The 19726-nt window shown below is 60.2% G+C and carries 15 protein-coding genes and 3 tRNA genes; 3 read left to right on the forward strand and 15 right to left on the reverse strand.

All coding sequences use genetic code 11. The annotated features are described in order from the left end of the window. Nucleotides 1-91 precede the first annotated feature (91 nt). The 3 genes from ACWKWM_RS12885 to ilvA all read left to right on the forward strand — a co-directional run bounded on the left by ACWKWM_RS12885 (nucleotide 92) and on the right by ilvA (nucleotide 4445). On the forward strand, nucleotides 92-1234 hold the full coding sequence (locus ACWKWM_RS12885; RefSeq protein WP_483846514.1) for a nitrilase-related carbon-nitrogen hydrolase: 1143 nt from the start codon (nucleotides 92-94) through the stop codon (nucleotides 1232-1234). Nucleotides 1235-1238: 4 nt separating this feature from the next. Beyond that, a complete protein-coding gene (locus tag ACWKWM_RS12890; protein WP_483846515.1) occupies nucleotides 1239-2279 on the forward strand; it encodes an AraC family transcriptional regulator in 1041 nt (346 codons plus the stop codon). Between the two features lie 621 nt (nucleotides 2280-2900). Beyond that, nucleotides 2901-4445 carry a threonine ammonia-lyase, biosynthetic gene (ilvA, locus tag ACWKWM_RS12895; RefSeq protein ID WP_483846709.1) on the forward strand — a complete coding sequence of 515 codons (1545 nt, stop codon included), beginning with the start codon at nucleotides 2901-2903 and terminating at the stop codon, nucleotides 4443-4445. A 106-nt stretch (nucleotides 4446-4551) separates the two neighbouring features. Here the strand turns inward: ilvA and ACWKWM_RS12900 are convergent, their stop codons facing one another. From ACWKWM_RS12900 to ACWKWM_RS12970, 15 genes are all read right to left on the reverse strand, one after another. Next, nucleotides 4552-5427: a DUF2242 domain-containing protein gene (locus ACWKWM_RS12900; protein WP_483846516.1), complete on the reverse strand. Its 876-nt coding sequence runs from the start codon at nucleotides 5425-5427 to the stop codon at nucleotides 4552-4554. A gap of 170 nt (nucleotides 5428-5597) precedes the next feature. Beyond that, nucleotides 5598-6863: a 3-phosphoshikimate 1-carboxyvinyltransferase gene (locus ACWKWM_RS12905; protein ID WP_483846517.1), complete on the reverse strand. Its 1266-nt coding sequence runs from the start codon at nucleotides 6861-6863 to the stop codon at nucleotides 5598-5600. A gap of 210 nt (nucleotides 6864-7073) precedes the next feature. Continuing rightward, nucleotides 7074-7150, reverse strand: a tRNA-Asp gene (locus tag ACWKWM_RS12910). Nucleotides 7151-7273: 123 nt separating this feature from the next. Beyond that, a tRNA-Asp gene (locus ACWKWM_RS12915) sits at nucleotides 7274-7350 on the reverse strand. A 61-nt stretch (nucleotides 7351-7411) separates the two neighbouring features. Further along, nucleotides 7412-7487 (reverse strand) — tRNA-Val (locus tag ACWKWM_RS12920). A gap of 187 nt (nucleotides 7488-7674) precedes the next feature. After that, nucleotides 7675-8436: an SDR family oxidoreductase gene (locus ACWKWM_RS12925; RefSeq protein ID WP_483846710.1), complete on the reverse strand. Its 762-nt coding sequence runs from the start codon at nucleotides 8434-8436 to the stop codon at nucleotides 7675-7677. Between the two features lie 37 nt (nucleotides 8437-8473). Then, nucleotides 8474-9685 (reverse strand): O-succinylhomoserine sulfhydrylase, encoded by a 1212-nt coding sequence (locus ACWKWM_RS12930; protein ID WP_483846518.1) that lies wholly within the window; start codon nucleotides 9683-9685, stop codon nucleotides 8474-8476. A 21-nt stretch (nucleotides 9686-9706) separates the two neighbouring features. After that, on the reverse strand, nucleotides 9707-11215 hold the full coding sequence (gene purF / locus ACWKWM_RS12935; protein WP_483834698.1) for an amidophosphoribosyltransferase: 1509 nt from the start codon (nucleotides 11213-11215) through the stop codon (nucleotides 9707-9709). Nucleotides 11216-11227: 12 nt separating this feature from the next. Beyond that, nucleotides 11228-11815, reverse strand: a complete 588-nt coding sequence (locus ACWKWM_RS12940) for a CvpA family protein (protein ID WP_483834697.1) — start codon at nucleotides 11813-11815, stop codon at nucleotides 11228-11230. A gap of 225 nt (nucleotides 11816-12040) precedes the next feature. Further along, complete coding sequence (locus tag ACWKWM_RS12945) at nucleotides 12041-12700, reverse strand: SPOR domain-containing protein (protein WP_483846519.1); 660 nt, start codon at nucleotides 12698-12700, stop codon at nucleotides 12041-12043. Continuing rightward, entirely contained in the window at nucleotides 12684-13991 is a 1308-nt protein-coding gene (folC, locus tag ACWKWM_RS12950) for a bifunctional tetrahydrofolate synthase/dihydrofolate synthase (RefSeq protein WP_483846520.1), read from the reverse strand. Before folC ends, ACWKWM_RS12945 begins: the two co-directional genes overlap by 17 nt. After that, nucleotides 13988-14908 carry an acetyl-CoA carboxylase, carboxyltransferase subunit beta gene (accD, locus tag ACWKWM_RS12955; RefSeq protein WP_483846521.1) on the reverse strand — a complete coding sequence of 307 codons (921 nt, stop codon included), beginning with the start codon at nucleotides 14906-14908 and terminating at the stop codon, nucleotides 13988-13990. Before accD ends, folC begins: the two co-directional genes overlap by 4 nt. Nucleotides 14909-15199: 291 nt before the next feature. After that, entirely contained in the window at nucleotides 15200-15820 is a 621-nt protein-coding gene (locus ACWKWM_RS12960; RefSeq protein WP_483846522.1) for a phosphoribosylanthranilate isomerase, read from the reverse strand. Nucleotides 15821-15880: 60 nt separating this feature from the next. Continuing rightward, nucleotides 15881-16705, reverse strand: coding sequence for a tRNA pseudouridine(38-40) synthase TruA (gene truA, locus ACWKWM_RS12965; protein ID WP_483846711.1), 825 nt, complete (start codon nucleotides 16703-16705; stop codon nucleotides 15881-15883). 168 nt (nucleotides 16706-16873) lie between these two features. Beyond that, complete coding sequence (locus ACWKWM_RS12970) at nucleotides 16874-19684, reverse strand: motility hub landmark protein FimV (protein ID WP_483846523.1); 2811 nt, start codon at nucleotides 19682-19684, stop codon at nucleotides 16874-16876. Between the last annotated feature and the right edge of the window lie 42 nt (nucleotides 19685-19726).

The raw sequence follows: 19726 nt of genomic DNA on the forward strand, positions 1-19726 counted from the left end.
TGATCCAAATGCGCAGCGAGGCTTGGCAAGTCCTCGGCGGCGCCCTACCCTTGTCCGTACTCTTCATTCAAATGGCAGCGTCCGTTTCTGCATGCGCAAATTCCTTGGCTTATCCACCGCGTTGCTGCTGGTGATCGTTTTCGTCAGCTACGGCCTGTGGACCGGCAAGCGCCACGCCGGTCATTACCTCACCGACCTGCGCATTCAACTGGTGATCAACGACGGTGAACCCGGCGATCGCGGCAATTTGCTGGGGATCGAGCCTGAGCTGTTTCCGTCTGATTACCAGAGCCTTGCGCGCCTGCACCGCAAGTTCGCCGCCTATCTGCAACAAGCGCGTGAACGTGGCCTGATCAACGAAAAAACTGTTGTCGTGCTGCCCGAACATGTTGGCACCTGGCTATTCGCGGTGGATGAAAAATCCCAGTTCTACCAATCGACCACCATTGAGGAGGCGTTGAATTGGCTGGCGGTCAGCAACCCAGTGGAATTTGTCACTGCGCTGCTTAACGCCAAAGGCGAAAACCGCCTGGACGACGCGCGCTTTCGGATGAAGGCTGCGAGCATGGCCCGCGATTACCAGACCGTGTTTGGCGGTCTGGCCAAGGAGTTCGGCGTGACCCTGGTCGCAGGCTCGATCTTGCTGCCGGCGCCGTCGGTAGAGAACGGTCAACTGCACATCGGCAACGGCGCGCTCTACAACAGCAGCGTGGTTTTTGGTCACGACGGCCTGCCTATAGGCCAACCGCAACGCCAACTGTTTCCGACGTGGTTTCAACGGGGCTACATCCGCTCCGGCAAAGATGCCCCCCTGAACGTAATCGACACCCCGGCCGGACGCCTCGGCACCTTGATCGGCAGTGACAGCTGGCACCCGCGCAATTACACGCGCCTGAACGAACAGGGTGTCGAGCTGATCGCGGTGCCGGCGTTTGTGGTGGGACACGGCGCGTGGTCCCAGCCCTGGCGCACAGAGAACCTGTCTGGCGATCCGGATAACGAGCCTTCGCCACTCACCGAAGGCGAGGCCTGGCACACCCTGACCCTGGCGCCGATCAATGCCAAACAGGCTGGCATCAGCGTGTTCATGAGAGGCCAGTTCTGGGATCAAGGTAGCGCCGGTCACAGTTTCGCCAACCGCAGCGGACATAACATTGCCGAGCAGTCCGCCAACGCAGCCGCCAAAGGCGTCAAGCCCGGCCACGGCGCGCAGTTGATCAATCTGTGGTTATGAGGCCATGACCGAGTCTCGGGTGCGCCTCGGTGATTTGTCGGTGGGTTTCGTCCATAGCCTGGCGGATGCGGTGCACAGCGTTGGCCATGACCCCGCGCCGCTGCTTGAGCAATACGGACTGGATGCGGCGCGTCTGGGCGAAGCGAGCGCAAGGCTGTCGATCCCGCGCTACATGCGCCTGGGGCATTCGGCGATTCAGCTGACTGGCGAACCTGCGCTGGGCTTGCGCATGGGGCAACTGAGCCGCATCAGTCAGGCCGGGCTTGCGGGCGTCACGGCGGCTCAAGCGCCGACAGTGCGGGAGGCGGCGCGCACGCTGATTCGATTCGAAGCGCTGTACGGGTCCAACTATCGCGGGCAGTCGAGCTTCCACGAAGATGCCGACGGCGCATGGCTGCGCTTCTACTCGATCAGCCCCTATAACGGCTACAACCGGTTTGTGGTGGACTCGATTCTCAGCAGTTGGCTGCAACAACTGTCGACTCTCGCGGGCATCGCGTTACGCGCAGAGAAGATCGACATCGAGTTTGAAGCGCCGGTCTATTCGTCGCAATACGCATCGTTGAGCGAGCAGCCGGTGAATTTCGCTGCGGCGGTCAATCAACTGCGCTTGAGCCAGCACAGCCTGGGTTTGCGCAACCCTGATCATTGCCCGAGCACCTGGCGTCATTTGTTGCTGCTGTGCGAGCGCGAACTGGAACAGCTCACCCGCACCCGCAGTCTGCGTGAACGCATCACCGGGTTATTGGGGCCGTTATTGAATGGTGGGCGTGAGCCCGATCTGGAAGAAGTGGCCGCGCGGTTGAAGCTGCCGACCTGGACCTTGCGCCGCAAACTGGCCGACGAAGGGACGCGCTTTCGCGCGATTCTCAATGACACGCGCCGGGATCTGGCAATGACCTACATCCGCGACACCGAACTGGCGTTCGGCGAGATCGCATACTTGCTAGGTTTTGCGTCCGCCGAAGCCTTTCAACGCGCCTTCAAACGCTGGAACGGTCAAACCCCTGGGGAGTTTCGCCGCAGCCAGCGTCGTCACGGGTGACGCTGTTTGCTACAACTCAGTTGCGTCGTCAGCCGGTTCCACAGGATCCAGTTCGTACGCTTTGTATTCCAGTATCTCTTCTTGATAGTCGTCCATAACGCATGCCCTCGTGGCGGTTTCTTCATTTCGGTTGTGTTTTTATCGACAGATTCACTGGCGGTTTCAACGCCGTCATTACAGACCACGAGCATCACTCTAGAGTGCCGTGATGACGGAAAAATGAAGGTCCCCTGCGTTGGCCTGTAGGAGCGAATTTATTCGCGATGCGGTGTTGCAGGGGATAGATAGGTGTTTGGCGGGTCGAGCGCTCGCGAATAAATTCGCTCCTACAGAGAAACAGTCTCCGCACTTGACGCCACCGACTGCGGCGCATTACCTTCAAACCATGAACGTAACCAAGCATTTCGTCAGCCGCATAATTATTACCGCCATTCCAGTCATGGCGGGTTAGCCGACGTTTGCACCCAACCCGCCCTCGAGGCGGGTTTTTACTTTCTGTCTCCCGGGCCAAAAAATCTCGAACCAGGAGCCAGACATGCACATCATTCGCCCTTCCCTCGCCGCCTTTTGCCTGAACCTGATCATCCCGGACCTGCTGACGAGGCCCACGCGATGAACCAGATGCTGGATAACGCCCTGAGCAAAAGCGACCTGCTCAATCATTACGTGAAGAAAATCCTCACCTCCCGCGTCTACGACGTCGCCGTGGAAACCCCGCTGCACGGCGCACGGCAGCTGTCCGAGCGTTTGGGCAATCAGGTGCTGCTCAAGCGCGAAGACCTGCAACCGGTGTTCTCGTTCAAGATTCGCGGCGCGTATAACAAGCTGGCGCAATTGAGTGCGGAAGAACTGGCCCGCGGTGTCGTTACGGCCTCAGCGGGCAATCACGCCCAAGGTCTGGCGCTGGCGGCAAAAACACTGGGCGTGAAAGCCACCATCGTCATGCCCAAGACCACGCCGGAGATCAAGGTTGAAGGCGTGCGCTCTCGCGGCGGCATCGTCGTACTGCACGGCGACTCTTTCCCCGAAGCGCTGGCCTATTCCCTGAAGCTGGTTGAGGAAAACGGCTACGTCTACGTTCATCCCTATGACGATCCAGACACCATCGCCGGGCAAGGCACGGTGGCGATGGAAATCCTGCGTCAGCATCCAGGGCGGCTGGACGCGATTTTCGTACCGGTGGGCGGCGGTGGGTTGATCGCAGGGATCGCGGCGTACGTGAAATACCTGCGTCCGGAGATCAAAGTCATCGGCGTCGAGCCGGACGATTCCAACTGCCTGCAACAGGCCATGGCCTACGGCGAGCGCGTGGTCCTGCAACAAGTCGGGCTGTTCGCTGACGGCGTGGCGGTGGCGCAGATCGGCAAGCACACCTTCGATATCTGCCAACACTACGTCGATGAGGTGATCACTGTCAGCACTGACGAGATCTGCGCGGCGATCAAGGACATCTACGACGATACCCGCTCGATCACCGAACCGGCAGGCGCGCTGGGCATGGCCGGGATCAAGAAGTACACCGAGCAGTACGGCGTGACCGGGCAGACGTTTGTCGCCATCGATTCCGGCGCCAACGTCAACTTCGACCGACTGCGCCATGTGGCGGAGCGCGCCGAACTGGGCGAAGGCCGCGAAGCGATCATCGCCGTGACAATTCCCGAGAAGCCGGGCAGCTTCAAGGCGTTCTGCCAGGCCATCGGCAAACGCCAGATCACCGAATTCAACTATCGCTACCACACCGACCGCGAGGCGCACATCTTCGTCGGCGTGCAGACCCATCCCGACACCGATCCGCGCAAGGCGCTAGTGGCGAGCCTCACCGAGCAGGGGTTTCCGGTGCTGGACCTGACCGACAACGAGCTGGCCAAGCTGCATCTGCGGCACATGGTCGGCGGGCATTCGGAGCGGGTCAGCGATGAAGTGGTGTTCCGCTTCGAGTTTCCGGAACGGCCGGGAGCGCTGTTCAACTTCCTGAACAAGCTGGGCGGGCAGTGGAATATTTCGATGTTCCATTACCGCAACCACGGCGCGGCGGACGGTCGGGTGGTGGCCGGGCTGGTGGTGCCGGAGGACGAGCGGCATCTGGTGCCGGCGGCGTTGGCGGAGATTGGTTATCCGTATTGGGATGAGACGAACAACCCGGCGTACAAGCTCTTTCTCGGCTAGCACGAGACCTGTAGGAGCCAACTTGTTGGCGAGACGATGGTGCGGCTTGTCAGGTTAGCCGTCTCGCGAACAAGTTCGCTCCTACAGAAGAATCAGTGTTCCGCGATTACTGAACAGGCGCCGTTTCCGTTGAGGGCGCTGTGCTTGGCGCTGGTTCAACCGCCGGAGTGGTTTCCGGCGTTGCGGCCTCAGGCTGGAACGCATCGGGCTCGCTCGGCGCAGGCATCGGCTCGCTGCCCTGCCCGGCCGCGGGTGCAGGTTCGGTCGCCGGGGTTGCCAATGGCGCCGGGGTGACCGCAGGCGTAGCAGCGGCTGGAGTGGCAGCAGCAGGCGCGGATGGGGCCGCCGCTGCTGGTGTTTGCTCGGTCAACGCTGCTGGCTTCGGCGCTTGGGCCGGGACTTCCGGCATGCCGAGATCGGTCTTGGGTTTCTCTTCGATGTGCGCGGTTTTCTTCACTTCCGCCGGCAGGAAGTTTTCTACCAGCGCGAAGAAACGGTCATAAAACTTTGGCGATGCCACGGTCTCGCTTCCCACCTTGACCATAGAATCGTCGGTAGAGCCGATCGGCATCGACACCGAACCCAGCACCCCCACCCCCAGGCTCGCCGAATTGTTCACCTTCTTCAGGGCGTAACGGTCTTGCAGGGCGTTGGCGAAAATTGTGGCGCTGTTCGCATTACTGTCCGCCGCACACACCACATTGAAGCTGATCTCCATGTGGGTTTCGCCGGTTTGCTGGAAGCTCTTGTGACCACTGATGATTTTGGGATCACTGCTGGTGATGATGTAGCCCTGGCTAAGCAAAGCGCGGCGCGCTGCTTCGCACGTGGCTGAATCCGCCACTGGATACTTGCGCGAGAACGTCCCGGCGTCGTCAAAATTTTCATGCTCGTAGACAGTCTGCTTCTTGGACGAGCAGCCTGCGACGGCCAGCAGGGCAATCGCCCAGCATGCGGTACGAAAGCTCAGTAATTTAGACATCGAACATCCTGGAGGAAAACGGCCGGCAGAACTGCCGAGCAGAGAAAGCGCCGGTAAGTCTGCAACATCGATGGCGAAGGATCAACGCACAGTTTGCAACCATCCGGATACAACAGGACGGGCGGGTCAGCATCCGGGCTGGCCTGCTCTGTCCAGAGAAGCCAGGCAGATCAAACGCTGCCGTGCTCCAGGCGCACGCCGAGAAACTCCAGAGCCCGCCAGTAGCCCGGGTAGGTTTTGCCTACACAATCCGGGTCCTGAATGCGCACGCCGGACACTTTCAGGCCCGCCAGCGCAAAACACATGGCGATCCGATGGTCAGAATGGGTGTCGATCAGCGCGTGACTGTTTGTGCCGGCAAGCCCGGGATCGGCGGCCACCAGCAAATCATCGCCTTCGACGCTCGCCAGGCCTTCGCGTACCTGATTAAGGCCGTCATGCAGCGCCTGCACACGGTCACACTCTTTTACGCGCAAGTTCGCCAGATCGACAAAGCGCACGGGCGTTTGGTTAAAGGCCGCCAGTACCGCCAGTGTAGGAATGGCGTCCTGCATCTGTGAACCGTTAATCACCGCAGGCATGTTCGGGAACTGCGCGATGATTTCCATCGCCTTGGCGTCGGGCTGGGTGAAGGCTTGGGCGGCGACCCCTAGATCGATCTTGCCGCTGGTCAGCGCTTCGGCGGCCCACAGATAGGTAGCCGCTGAAGCATCGGGTTCAATCTGGTAATCACAAGCGGTGTAGCCAGTCGGCAACACGCGCCACAGCCCATCGTTAACCGCCTCGACCTCAGCACCGAAGGCGCGCATGCAGGCCAACGTCAGGTCGATGTAACCGCGGGCGCCGATTTCGTTGCCGGTCAGCGCTACTTCGATAGGCGCATCGCCACAGGCGGCCACCATCAACAGCGCAGATACGTATTGGCTGGAAAGGCCGCCATCGATTTCAAACCGTGTGGCCTTGATCGAGCCAGTGCCCTGAATGACCACGGGAGGACAACCGGTGGCGCTTTGAGCATTAAGGCCGCCTTCGCGCAACGCTTCGAGCAAGGGGCCAATCGGGCGCTTCTGCATGTAGTGATCGCCGTCCAGCGTCACGCTGCCGTTGACGGTGCACACCGCGGCCGTCAGAAAGCGTACGGCAGTGCCGGCATTGCCAAGAAACAGCGGACCGTTCGGGACTTGTAACTGGCCGGTGCTGGTCACTACGAAACTGGTGTCGTCCGGCTCATCAATGGTCACTCCCATCTGCCGTAGAGCGTCGGACATGTGGCGAGTGTCATCGCTTTTCAGCGCCCCGCGCAGATGGCTGGTACCCTTGGCCAACGCGGCCAGCAGCAAGGCGCGGTTGGTGATCGACTTCGATCCCGGAGGCGACACATGCCCGGTCAAGGGTATGCCTGGCGGAATCACAGTGATGGTTTGGTTCATGCCCATTGTCCAGCTCTCCAACAAACGAAAATCAGGCAGCGTGCCGAGCCGCTAATAACAAGCCGGCAATAGTGTCACTTCTCGATGAAATCTGCAGCAAGGCATCGCCAACATTGAGGCAGCGCCCATGCGCAAGGGAAAGACAGGCACAAAAAAAGCGACCCTAAGGTCGCTTTCTTTGTTGCTTCAAGGAGTTCAAGGCCTTGAAACGGTGTATGGCGCAGCGGACGGGACTCGAACCCGCGACCCCCGGCGTGACAGGCCGGTATTCTAACCGACTGAACTACCGCTGCGTATCGCTCGGACTTGCATCCGTTTGAATCGTTGAAACCGGCTTCGAGCGCCTGTTTCGTGTAACCCTGATCGAAAGCCTGAAGCTTTCAATCGAAGACCGGGAAAACCCGATCTTGACAATATGGCGCAGCGGACGGGACTCGAACCCGCGACCCCCGGCGTGACAGGCCGGTATTCTAACCGACTGAACTACCGCTGCGCATCGGTGGACTTTCTCGTCCTGCTGAAACCCGAAAGTTTCAACCTGTAGCTCTCAACGATGGTGGGTGATGACGGGATCGAACCGCCGACCCGCTGCTTGTAAGGCAGCTGCTCTCCCAGCTGAGCTAATCACCCTTTGCTTCGTTGAGGCCGCGAAATTTACGCAGGTGACGAAGCTAAGTCAATAGCCTGCTTGAAGTTTTTTTCACATCAGCTGCAAGCGGCAAGTTTCAAGCTGCAAGCCAAATGCAAAAAAAGCGAGCCGCACGGACTCGCTTTTGATCTGACTTGCAGCTTGAAACTTACAGCTTGCAGCTCTGCCCTACGCGTAGACCATCTTGCGACTCATACCGCCGTCCACCACGAACTCCTGGCCTGTGACGAACCCCGCATGACGTGACAGCAACCAGGCCACCAAAGAGGCGACATCTTCAACGGTCCCTACCCTGCCCGCCGGATGTTGGGCGTGATCGCTTTCCGACAGCGGCTCAGCACGGCGCACCGCTGGATCACGTGCATCGATCCAGCCGGGGCTCACGGCGTTGACCCTTACCTCAGGCCCCAGACTGATCGCCAACGCATGGGTCAAGGCAAGCACCCCGCCCTTGCTCGCGGCATAGGCCTCGGTGTCGGGCTCGGACTGATGGGCGCGGGTAGAACTGAGATTGACGATGCTGCCGCAATGGGCACGCAGGTAGGGTGCACAGTGTTTGGCCAGCAGCATGGGGCCGCTGAGGTTCACCGCCAGCACGTGATTCCAGTGCGCAAGGTCCAGGCTTTCCAGAACGGTATTGTGCGGATCGGCCACCGCCGCGTTGCACACCAGCGCATCGATGCGCCCGAACATACCGAGCACATGGGCAACGCCGGCGGCGACTTGCTCCTCGCTGGCGACGTCCATCACCACGAAAGAGGCGTTCTCCCCAAGCACGTCAGCCACCAGCGGCCCCCGCTTGCGGTCAACGTCGGCCAGCACCACTTGCCAGCCTTCGGTGATCAGCCAGGCCGCGATGCCAAGACCGATGCCGCGCGCAGCCCCTGTGACCAGTGCAACCCGGCCGTTGTGAACAGCGGCGGCGTCCATCACGTACTCACTCACACTCAGTACCCACGATCAGCAATCAGAGCGCAGCCAGACCACGGGAAAGATCGACCTTGAGGTCAGCGACATCTTCCAGCCCCACGGCAACCCGAATCAGGCTGTCGCGGATGCCAGCGGCTTCACGTTCCTGCGGCGAAAGACGGCCATGGGAGGTGGTGCTCGGGTGCGTGATGGTGGTCTTGGTGTCGCCCAGGTTGGCCGTGATCGAAATCAGACGCGTGGCATCGATGAAACGCCAGGCGCCGTCTTTGCCGCCTTTGACTTCAAAGCTGACCACTGCACCGAACGCCTTCTGCTGCCGCTTGGCCAGCTCGTGCTGAGGATGGCTTTGGAGACCTGCGTAATGCACTTTCTCAATGCCGTCCTGCTGCTCGAGCCACTGCGCCAGCTCCAGCGCGCTCTGGCAATGGGCACGCATGCGGATGTTCAGGGTTTCGAGGCCCTTGAGGAACAACCAAGCGTTGAAAGGGCTGAGGCTCGGCCCTGCGGTGCGCAGGAACCCGACCACTTCTTTCATCAACTCGGCACGCCCCACTACCACCCCGCCCATCGCCCGGCCTTGGCCGTCGATGAACTTGGTCGCGGAATGTGTCACCACGTCTGCGCCCATCAGCAAAGGACGCTGCAACGCAGGGGTGCAGAAGCAGTTGTCCACGACCAACAACGCGCCCTTGGCGTGTGCGATTTCAGCCAGTGCGGCGATGTCGACCAGTTCGGCCAATGGATTGGATGGCGACTCGACGAACAGCATTTTAGTGTTCGGCTTGATCGCCGCGTCCCAGCCCGACAGCTCAGCCAGCGGTACGTAATCGACTTCCACGCCGAAGCGCTTGAAGTACTTCTCGAACAAGCTAATGGTCGAACCGAACACGCTCTTGGAGACCAGCACGTGATCGCCGGCACTGCACAAGGCCATGACGGTGGCGAGAATGGCCGACATGCCGGTCGATGTTCCAACCGCCTGTTCGCCGCCTTCCAGAGCAGCAATGCGTTCTTCGAACGAATGCACGGTCGGGTTGGTGTAGCGCGAATAGACGTTGCCTGGCTTGTCGCCGGCAAACGTGGCGGCGGCATCTGCCGCCGTGCGGAACACGTAGCTGGAAGTGAAGAACAACGGATCGCTGTGCTCGCCTTCCGGCGTACGGTGCTGACCAGCGCGAACAGCGAGGGTATCGAAACCCACGCCTTCAAGATCGCTGTCCAGTCGACCGGCATCCCATTCCTGAGTCATGCGGTCTACTCCTTGTCTGAATTAGTTGTTGTACAGATCGATAATCGCGCTCACGGCCTGAGTCTTGACCTTGGAGGCGTCGTTACGCGCCTGCTCGATCTTGTTCAGATAGTGCTCGTCGATATCACCGGTCACGTACTTGCCGTCGAAGACCGAGCAATCGAAGTTGTCGATCTTGATCTTCTTGCTGCCGCTGACCGCTTCGATCAGGTCATTCAAGTCCTGATAGATCAACCAGTCGGCGCCGATGAGGTCGGCCACGTCCTGGGTTGAACGGTTGTGAGCGATCAGCTCGTGAGCACTCGGCATGTCGATGCCGTAGACGTTAGGGAAACGCACGGCCGGGGCCGCGGAACAGAAATACACGTTCTTGGCGCCGGCTTCGCGGGCCATCTGAATGATCTGCTTGCAGGTGGTGCCGCGTACAATGGAGTCGTCCACCAGCATTACGTTCTTGCCGCGGAACTCAAGCTCGATGGCGTTGAGCTTCTGGCGTACGGATTTTTTCCGTGCAGCCTGACCCGGCATGATGAACGTACGGCCAATGTAGCGGTTCTTCACGAAGCCTTCGCGGAACTTGACGCCCAAGTGGTTAGCCAGCTCAAGGGCGGCAGTACGGCTGGTGTCGGGAATCGGGATGACCACGTCGATGTCGTGATCCGGGCGCTCGCGCAGGATCTTGTCGCCGAGCTTCTCGCCCATACGCAGACGCGCCTTGTACACCGAGATGCCGTCGATGATCGAGTCCGGACGCGCCAGATAGACGTGTTCGAAAATGCACGGTGCGTATTTCGGATTAGTGGCGCACTGACGGGTGTGTAGCTTGCCGTCTTCGGTGATGTACACCGCTTCGCCGGGCGCAAGGTCACGGATCAGAGTGAAGCCGAGCACGTCGAGGGCGACGCTTTCGGAGGCGATCATGTACTCGACGCCTTCGTCGGTATGACGCTGACCGAAAACGATTGGGCGAATGGCGTCCGGGTCACGGAAGCCGACGATGCCGTATCCGGTGATCATCGCAACAACGGCGTAACCGCCACGGCAGCGGTTATGCACGTCGGTCACGGCGGCGAAGATGTCTTCCTCAGTCGGTTGCAGCTTGCCGCGGACGGCCAGCTCGTGAGCGAAGACGTTGAGCAACACCTCGGAATCGGAGTTGGTGTTGACGTGGCGCAGGTCAGACTCGTAAATCTCCTTGGCCAGCTGCTCGACGTTGGTCAAGTTACCGTTGTGAGCCAGGGTGATGCCATAAGGCGAGTTGACGTAGAACGGTTGAGCTTCGGCCGAAGTCGAGCTGCCCGCCGTTGGGTAACGCACGTGACCAATGCCCATGTGCCCGACCAGACGCTGCATATGGCGCTGATGGAACACATCACGAACCAGACCGTTGTCCTTGCGCAGGAACAAGCGGCCGTCGTGGCTGGTCACGATACCGGCAGCGTCCTGGCCGCGGTGCTGGAGGACGGTGAGCGCGTCATACAGCGCCTGATTGACGTTCGACTTGCCGACGATACCGACGATGCCACACATGCGACACAACCCCTACTTAGTGGAACTGGATTTACCGAGCACTTCCTGCGGCGTTATAGGCGGCAGAAGGTGATCCTTGAACGGAATATCAACAGGTACGCTGATTCCGCTGGCTAGCCACTTGCTGGACATCCCGAGAATCAGGTTTTTCGACCAGTCAGCGACCATGACAAATTGCGGTAACAGCTTCGATTGCTGCCACCATTGATCCTGTTGCACCGGCCCCAGGCTCAACAGCCCGACCGCCACTACAACCAGCAGGCCTCCGCGCGCCGCGCCGAAGACCATACCCAGAAAACGATCGGTCCCGGATAAGCCGGTGACACGTATCAGTTCTCCAATCAGAAAGTTGACCATGGCGCCGACCAGCAGGGTGGCGACAAAAAGAATGGTGCAGCCCGCAATCACGCGTGCCGAAGGTGTTTCGATGTAATTGACCAGATACTGCGACAGCGACCCGCCGAACATCCAGGCAACCACTCCGGCGATGATCCAGGTCAGCAAGGACAGTGCTTCTTTTACAAAGCCACGCTTGAGACTGATCAAGGCAGAGATGGCGACAATCGCGAGGATCGCCCAGTCAACCGGAGTAAATGGCACGTTCACGCCTACAGACGGATAAGGCGGCGCATTTTAGCAGAGCGCCGCCCTGCCGGTAAGCGGGGATTTCAGTGGGGTTTGATTAACTTAATCAATGAATAGCCGTCTCCAGCAATTGCGTGGGAGCGGACCTGTCCGCGAAAGGTGCATTCCCGTCACCAAATATCTGTCGGCTGGACCGGCCCCTTTGCGGACAGGTCCGCTCCCACGGGCGTAATGCCGGACCTACCGCCGCTCAGGCTGGAAGCGCACGACGATACCCTTGAGCTTTTGCTGCTTGTCGAGCTGATCACGTAGACGATCGGCTTCGGCACGCTCGATGAGCGGGCCGACAAACACCCGGTTCACGCCATCTGCGGTGCGGATATAGGCGTTGTAGCCTTGGGTGCGCAGGGTTTTCTGCAGGTTGTCGGCGTTGGCCCGATTAGACAGGCTTGCCAACTGAACGGACCAGCTGACCGACAGGCCATTGGCATCGACTTTACTGTCTGCCGCAGGTGCAGGGGGAGCTGTTGGCGCTGGGGCCGGTGCTGGAGCAGACTTCGCGGCCGCAGGCGCAGGCGTTGCCTTGGCCGTCGCAGCTGGCTGGGGAGCCGCCTTGCTCGGCGCAGGTGCAATCGGCATCGACGGCGGCTGATTGCTTGGCGACAACTCTTCATCAGTCGGTACTGGTTCCTGAGCAAGAGGCTGTTGCTCAGGCACGCTCACGGGATCAACCTTGACCTGAGGCGCAACGGGCGCCTGAGGGGCTGCCGGCGCGTCGACTTGCACATGACGTGCTTCGTCCTGACGCGAGAACAGCATGGGCAGGAAAATCACTGCCACCGCGACCAGCACCAACGCGCCGACCATTCGCTGCTTGTAAGCCTTATCCAGCAAAGCCATTTGCCGCTTCCTCCGTGACGTGTCGACTCAGCCATTCAAGGCCATCGGCAACGCAATAAAAAGACCCGAACAGCACGATCTCGTCGTCGACTGTCGCGTGTGCGCATTGCGCCTCAAGTGCCAGCGCGATACTCGGGTAGGACGTCACTTGCGCGCCAAGGTTCTGCAAGGCATGAGCAATCTCCTCGGCAGACAGGCTGCGAGGCGTCGGCAGGGGCGCCACGGCCCAGCTGTGCAGGCTGTCGGCCAGCGCCGTTACCACGCCGACCAGATCCTTGTCGTTAAGCAGACCGAACACCGCCAGACGTTTGCCGGCAACAGGTCTTTGCGACAGGCGCTCGGCGAGAAAGTACGCAGCATGAGGGTTGTGACCCACATCCAGCAGGACAGTGAGTGACTTGCCCTGCCACTGAAACGATCGACGATCCAGACGGCCCGTAACGCGGGTCGCGAGCAAGGCGGTGCGGATTGACTCTGCTTCCCAGGGCATGTCCAGCAGCAGATAGGCCTGAAGCGCCAAGGCGGCGTTCTGCATCGGCAGATCAAGCAAAGGCAGGTTGAACAACTCAACCCGCTGGCCCTTATTGTCGGTGCCGAACCAGTTCCAGCCATTGCCATCCAGGGTTAGATCGAAATCACGGCCTCGCAACGACAGCGGGCAGTTCAACGCCTGGGCACGCTCAAGCAGTGGCACAGGCGGATCGAGATCGCCGCACAAGGCGGGTCGGCCTTCCCGGAAGATCCCGGCTTTCTCGAAGGCCACCGATTCGCGCGTGTTACCCAGCCAGTCAGCGTGATCGACGCCAATGCTGGTCACCAATGCGAGATCAGCATCGATGAGGTTCACGGCATCCAGACGTCCACCCAGCCCGACTTCCAGGACGACAGCGTCCAGCGCCGCCTGCTCGAACAGCCAGAACGCTGCGAGGGTGCCCATTTCGAAGTAGGTCAGGGAAATGTCGCCACGCGCCTGTTCAATCACGGCGAACGCGTCGCACAGCTGCGCATCGGTGGCTTCAACGCCCTGCACTTGCACTCGCTCGTTGTAGCGCAGCAGGTGCGGCGAGCTGTACACGCCAACTTTCAGCCCTTGGGCTTGCAGCAGTTGGGCCACGAAAGCGCAGGTCGAACCTTTGCCGTTGGTGCCAGTGACCGTGATCACCCGTGGCGCCGGCCGGGTAAGCCCAAGCTTATGCGCCACTTGCTGTGAACGGTCCAGCCCCATGTCAATGGCCGAAGGATGCAGTTGCTCGAGGTACGCGAGCCATTCGGCCAGAGAGCGTTGGGTCATATGTTGGCCGGAACAGGCGGAACGACGATAGGTTCGATTTTTGGCGCAATGAACTTGGGTGTCGGCAGGCCCATCATCTGAGCAAGGACATTGCCCAGACGCTGACGCAGTTCCTGACGATGGATGATCATGTCGATCGCGCCGTGCTCCAGCAGGAACTCACTGCGCTGGAAGCCTTCAGGTAATTTTTCACGCACGGTTTGCTCAATCACTCGCGGACCGGCAAAACCGATGAGCGCTTTAGGCTCGGCAACGATCACATCGCCCAACATCGCCAGACTGGCGGAAACACCACCATAGACCGGGTCAGTCAGCACTGAGATGAACGGCAGACCTTCTTCACGCAAACGCGCCAGCACAGCCGAAGTCTTGGCCATCTGCATCAGGGAGATCAGGGCTTCCTGCATCCGCGCACCGCCGGAAGCGGCGAAGCAGATCATCGGGCAGCGTTTTTCCAGCGCGTAATTGGCGGCCTGAACGAAGCGCTCACCTACGATGGCGCCCATTGAGCCGCCCATGAAGGAGAACTCAAAGGCAACGGCTACGACCGGCATGCCCAGCAATGTGCCGCTCATGGAGATCAACGCGTCTTTTTCGCCGGTCTGCTTCTGGGCGGCAGTCAGGCGGTCCTTGTACTTTTTGCTGTCGCGAAACTTCAGGCGGTCGACCGGCTCAAGATCAGCGCCGATTTCGTCGCGACCTTCAGTGTCCAGAAAGATGTTCAGGCGCGAACGTGCATTGATGCGCATGTGGTGGTTGCACTTTGGGCATACGTCCAGGGTCTTTTCCAGCTCTGGTCGATACAGCACCGCTTCGCACGAAGGGCATTTATGCCAAAGGCCTTCAGGTACCGAGCTCTTCTTGACCTCGGAACGCATGATCGAAGGGATCAGCTTGTCTACCAACCAGTTGCTCATGCTTTCTTTCTCCAATACCGGTGGCTCGAACGCTGTGGCGGTATGTGCCACGCGCATGCCCTTAAGCTAAATTCATGTGCAGCGGCCATCGGGTCGTTGCAGCGATCGGCTCGAAGCCTGACCTGCCACACCTGCACCCTTAACCGCTACCCTCAACCTTATTGCCACGAGACGCAGTACGTCTTCGCTCATTCAATCGGACCTGCCCGCAAACTGCGGCAGCAGGCTAGTGGACGGCAACCGTGTGCGGACCGTCACATCGCGCGACCAACCTTAGGGCCGGGCCTGGCTTCAAGCGCCGTGGACCGCACTCATGAACGCACGAATCTTGTCGTGATCCTTGATGCCTTTACTCTTTTCAACGCCGCCGCTGACATCCACTGCGTAGGGCTGCACCTGCGCGATGGCTTGGGAAACGTTGGCCGAGGTCAAACCACCGGCAAGAATAATGGGTTTGCTCAGCCCTTTGGGAATCAGTGCCCAATCGAACGTTTCGCCGGTCCCGCCCGGTACGCCTTCGACGTAGGTGTCCAGAAGAATGCCGCTGGCTTTCGAATACTGCTTGCAGGCGGCGGCGATGTCATCGCCCGCCTTGACCCGCAGCGCCTTGATGAAAGGACGATGATAGCCCTCACATTGCTCGGGCGTTTCGTCACCGTGAAATTGCAGCAAATCCAGCGGGACCGCATCCAGTGTCTCGTTCAGCTCGCAAGCACTGGCGTTGACGAACAGGCCGACAGTGGAAATGAACGGCGGCAACGCTGCGATGATGGCTTTGGCCTGCTGGGCCGTGACTGCACGGGGACTCTTTGGATAAAACACGAAGCCGATGGCGTCGGCTCCGGCTTCAACGGCTGCCAACGCATCTTCTATGCAGGTAATCCCGCAGATCTTGCTGCGAACGGCTGACATGTCGTGAAACCTCAGGTCTTTTCGTAAAGTGCCGGATGTTAGCAAATGCTTTTCCGGGAGTCAGCCGCCAAGTTCAGCGAAGCCTGTCAGAAAGTGCGGCCCGATGTAGCGCTCAGGCAACGGAAATTGGTCGCGGTACTCGACCTGAACCAGATACAAGCCGAAAGGATGCGCCGTTACCCCGCCCGTTCGACGCACCCGACTTTCCAATACCTCGCTGGCCCATTCCACAGGCCGCTCCCCTGCCCCGATGGTCATCAACACGCCGGCAATGTTGCGCACCATGTGGTGCAGAAACGCATTGGCGCGGATGTCGATCACGATCATCTTGCCGTGACGGGTGACGCGCAGGTGATGCAGCTGCTTGATAGGTGACTTGGCCTGACACTGTCCGGCGCGAAACGCACTGAAATCATGGGTGCCGACCAGATATTCGGCTGCCAGCGCCATACGTTCGACGTCCAGCGGACGGTGATTCCAGGTGATTTCCTGATTCAGATGCGCTGGGCGAATCTGATCGTTGTAGATTACGTATCGATAACGTCGGGCAATCGCTTTGAACCGGGCGTGGAAGTCTGCGGGCATGATTTTGGCCCAGGTCACGCTGATGTCGTGCGGCAGGTTGATGTTGGCGCCCATGGTCCAGGCTTTCATCGTGCGCTCGGCCTTGGTGTCGAAATGCACCACCTGGCCGCACGCGTGAACGCCAGCATCGGTTCGACCGGCGCACATCAGGCTGACCGGGGAGTCGGCCACTTTGGACAAGGCCTTCTCGAGGGTTTCCTGCACAGTCGTCACGCCGGACGCCTGTCGCTGCCAACCGCTGTAGCGCGAACCTTTGTATTCAACGCCCAGCGCGATTCGATGAAAACCTTCGGCCGCCATTTCGGCGACTGCTGTGTGTGCCTCGGTGTCTGTGGTTGCCAAGAACTGAAAGCCTGTCGGTGTGCGCAAGGGGCGGCCATTATACGGCCACAAAAAAAAGACGCCACGCGCTTGGCCCACAAATGCAAACGACCGCCGAAGCGGTCGTTCACACGACACAGAGAAGGATCAGACCAGCCGCGATAACATTTCTCGCGCTTCGGTTATCTGCCCGTCGTCACCTTCGGCCACGACCTCGTCGAGGATGTCCCGGGCGCCGTCGGCATCACCCATTTCGATGTAAGCCCGGGCCAGATCGAGCTTGGTCGCTGCTTCATCGGTACCTGAAAGGAAGTCGAATTCAGGCTCATCGTCAGCCGCCAGCGCATCGTCCTCGGTGAACGTCGGCGCATCATCGAACGGCTTGGCAATCGGCGGCTGTTCCAGGCTTTGCGACAGCCGCTCAAGCTCTGCGTTGACGTCATCGAGCTCAGAAGCAAATGCAGCCGAGGCCTGGTCGGTTTCGATCTCGTCTGCCAAAGACAGGTCAAAATCCGCTGGCAGCTCCAGTTCGTCTTCCACAGAAGCAGGCGGGGTGCCTCCCAGTTGCTGCTCGGCTTCGAACGCTGGCAATTCGCGCAGGTCGTCTTCCAGACCCAGCAGATAGTCGTCCTCGGCCTTCAGAGCTGGCTGATCTTGCGCAAGATCCAGATCGAAGTCATCCAGATCGTCCGGCTTGCTAACCGCCGCGTCGGTCTGTTCGCGCAAGATGGCGTCGAAATCCAGCTCTTGGGGCGTAGAAACTGCCAGCGGCTCGTCAAGATCCAAGTCGTTGAGATGCAGTTCGGCGGAGCGATCCTCGACGTGGGCCGGGGACGCAGCTTCCAGCTCGTCCAGGCTCAGGTCGAATGCGGTGTCGAAATCGTCAGGATCCTCAACCGGTGGCTGAGCAACCGGTTGCGGCACTACCGAGGCAGGTTCGGCTTCAAGCGGTTCGTCGTTCAGCAAGTCCTGGACGTACTGCTCGTCCCTTTGCGACGCAAGGACAGCAGCAGCGGCGCCGGCCGCAGCAATGGCTGCAGCAGTAGCCATGGACGGATAACGGCTTTTGAGTTCTTCGACTTCGGCGTGATTCTGACCCGTGGCGATCAATTTGCGCTCATGGGCGACAAACTGGGCCTGATTATCCTGTTCGGCGTGAAGCTCCATCAGCTTCAGACGCAGGTCGCTGCGATGTGGTTCTTCGTGGATGGCTTCTTCGAGCAACTCGACGGCCTGATTGATACGGCCGTAAGCGAGGTGGATTTCAGCCTGGACGAGCGGGTCAGCCGGATGTTCGCGGACCGGCTCGGTGGCTACGGTCGGCGCCGGCGAAGGCTTTGGGCCAGAGGGGGGTACCTCCAGACCTTCGAAACTGTTTTCCGGCAAATCCAGGTCGGACCCGAATTCATTCTCTTCAGCGAGCGCGCGGGCCATTTGCCGATGCTTCTCGGCCTCAACCATGGCGTTGCGACGACGCGCCAACAGCAGCAGGAGCAACAACAGAATCAGCAGCGCCCCGCCGCCCACCAATCCCAACAGCATTGGATTGGATAGCAGCTTGTTGAACGGGTTATTGGAATCGGCCGCCTCCGCTGGAGCCGCAGGTGTTACGGCCAGCGGTTGATCAGGCGTGGCACCGGTGACGGTCGCGCCATCGACGGGCAGCGCATCTTCCGGGGCGATTTCGTTGGGTGGCTTGCCGGACGCGTCTGGCGTCGGGGCAGCGGGAACAATAGCTGCCGGCATTGCCGAATTGGCAGGCGCAGCAGGATTGGCGGCGTTGTTGGGATTGGTCACGCTGTTGGGGCTGACGGTGCTGTTGGGGTCGATCGCGGGAGGCGGCACCGCTGCGCCGGCTGCCTGCATTTTCGCCAGTTGATCGTTCTTCAGTTGGATCAGGCGTTGCAGCTTGTCGACCTGACTTTGCAGGTCGCCCATCCGGCTTTTCAGTTCATCGTTGTCACGGCGCGTGGTGTCCAGGCTTTCCTGGGTCGTGGCCAGCTTGCTGGCCAGCGCTGCAGTGTCACCGGCCTTGCCCTTGGCGCCGGCCTTGTTATCGGCCGAAACCAGGCTGAGGTTATCGGCGGCGTCGATCTGCGTGGGCGCAGCGCTTGGGCGGTCACGGCGAGTCGCGTCGACCTGACGGGTGCCGCTTGGCAGACGACGCCCTTGGCGCCATGCCTGATTCTGCTCGGCTACCTCAGCAATCGCCCGGGGCTGCGGCATGGCGGTTGACTCTGCCGGGCTAGGCAAGCGCAGCACCTGACCCTTTTTGAGGCGGTTGATGTTGCCAGCGATGAACGCATCCGGGTTCAGCGCCTGGATCGCCAGCATGGTCTGTTGGACGGTGCCACCGTTGCGTACCCGTTCGGCAATTTCCCACAACGTGTCGTTGTTCAGCGTCGTGTATTGAACCAGCTTCGGTTCAGTCGGGGCAGCAGGTTCAGCCTCAGGCGGCGCAGGGGCTGGGGCCGGAGCAACAGGCTGTGCTTGCGCGGGGGCTGCTGCTGGCGCGGTCGATGGAAGTTGCGCAGCCGCCGCAGCGGCTTCCGGAGAGAATTTGGGCGGATCAAGCAACAGGCTGTATTCACGTAGCGCCCGGCCATTGGGCCATAGCACCTGCACGAGGAATTTTACGTAGGGGTCACGAACCGGTTTGGTCGAGGTGATGCGCAGCACGCTTTTGCCGCTGGCGTTGATCACCGGGGTGAACGTCAAGTCATCGAGAATGGCTGTGCGTCCTACGCCGGCCTGGGCGAATTCCGCTGAGGTCGCGAGGCTGGGCACTACCTGCGCAGCGTTCAGGTCCTGCACTTGTGTCAGCTCGATCTCGGCAAGCAGCGGTTGATTGAGCGTCGACTTGACGGTCAGACCACCGAGCCCGAGCGCGTTTGCCATGCCAGATGACAGCGCCGAAGCCGTAGCGATTGCTAATACCAGTTTACGAACCTGAACCATAGCCCATCCCTTGTTTAAAAATTCCCCGGCAACCGAGAAGAT

The organism is Pseudomonas rosaeacicularis, from assembly GCF_057128745.1.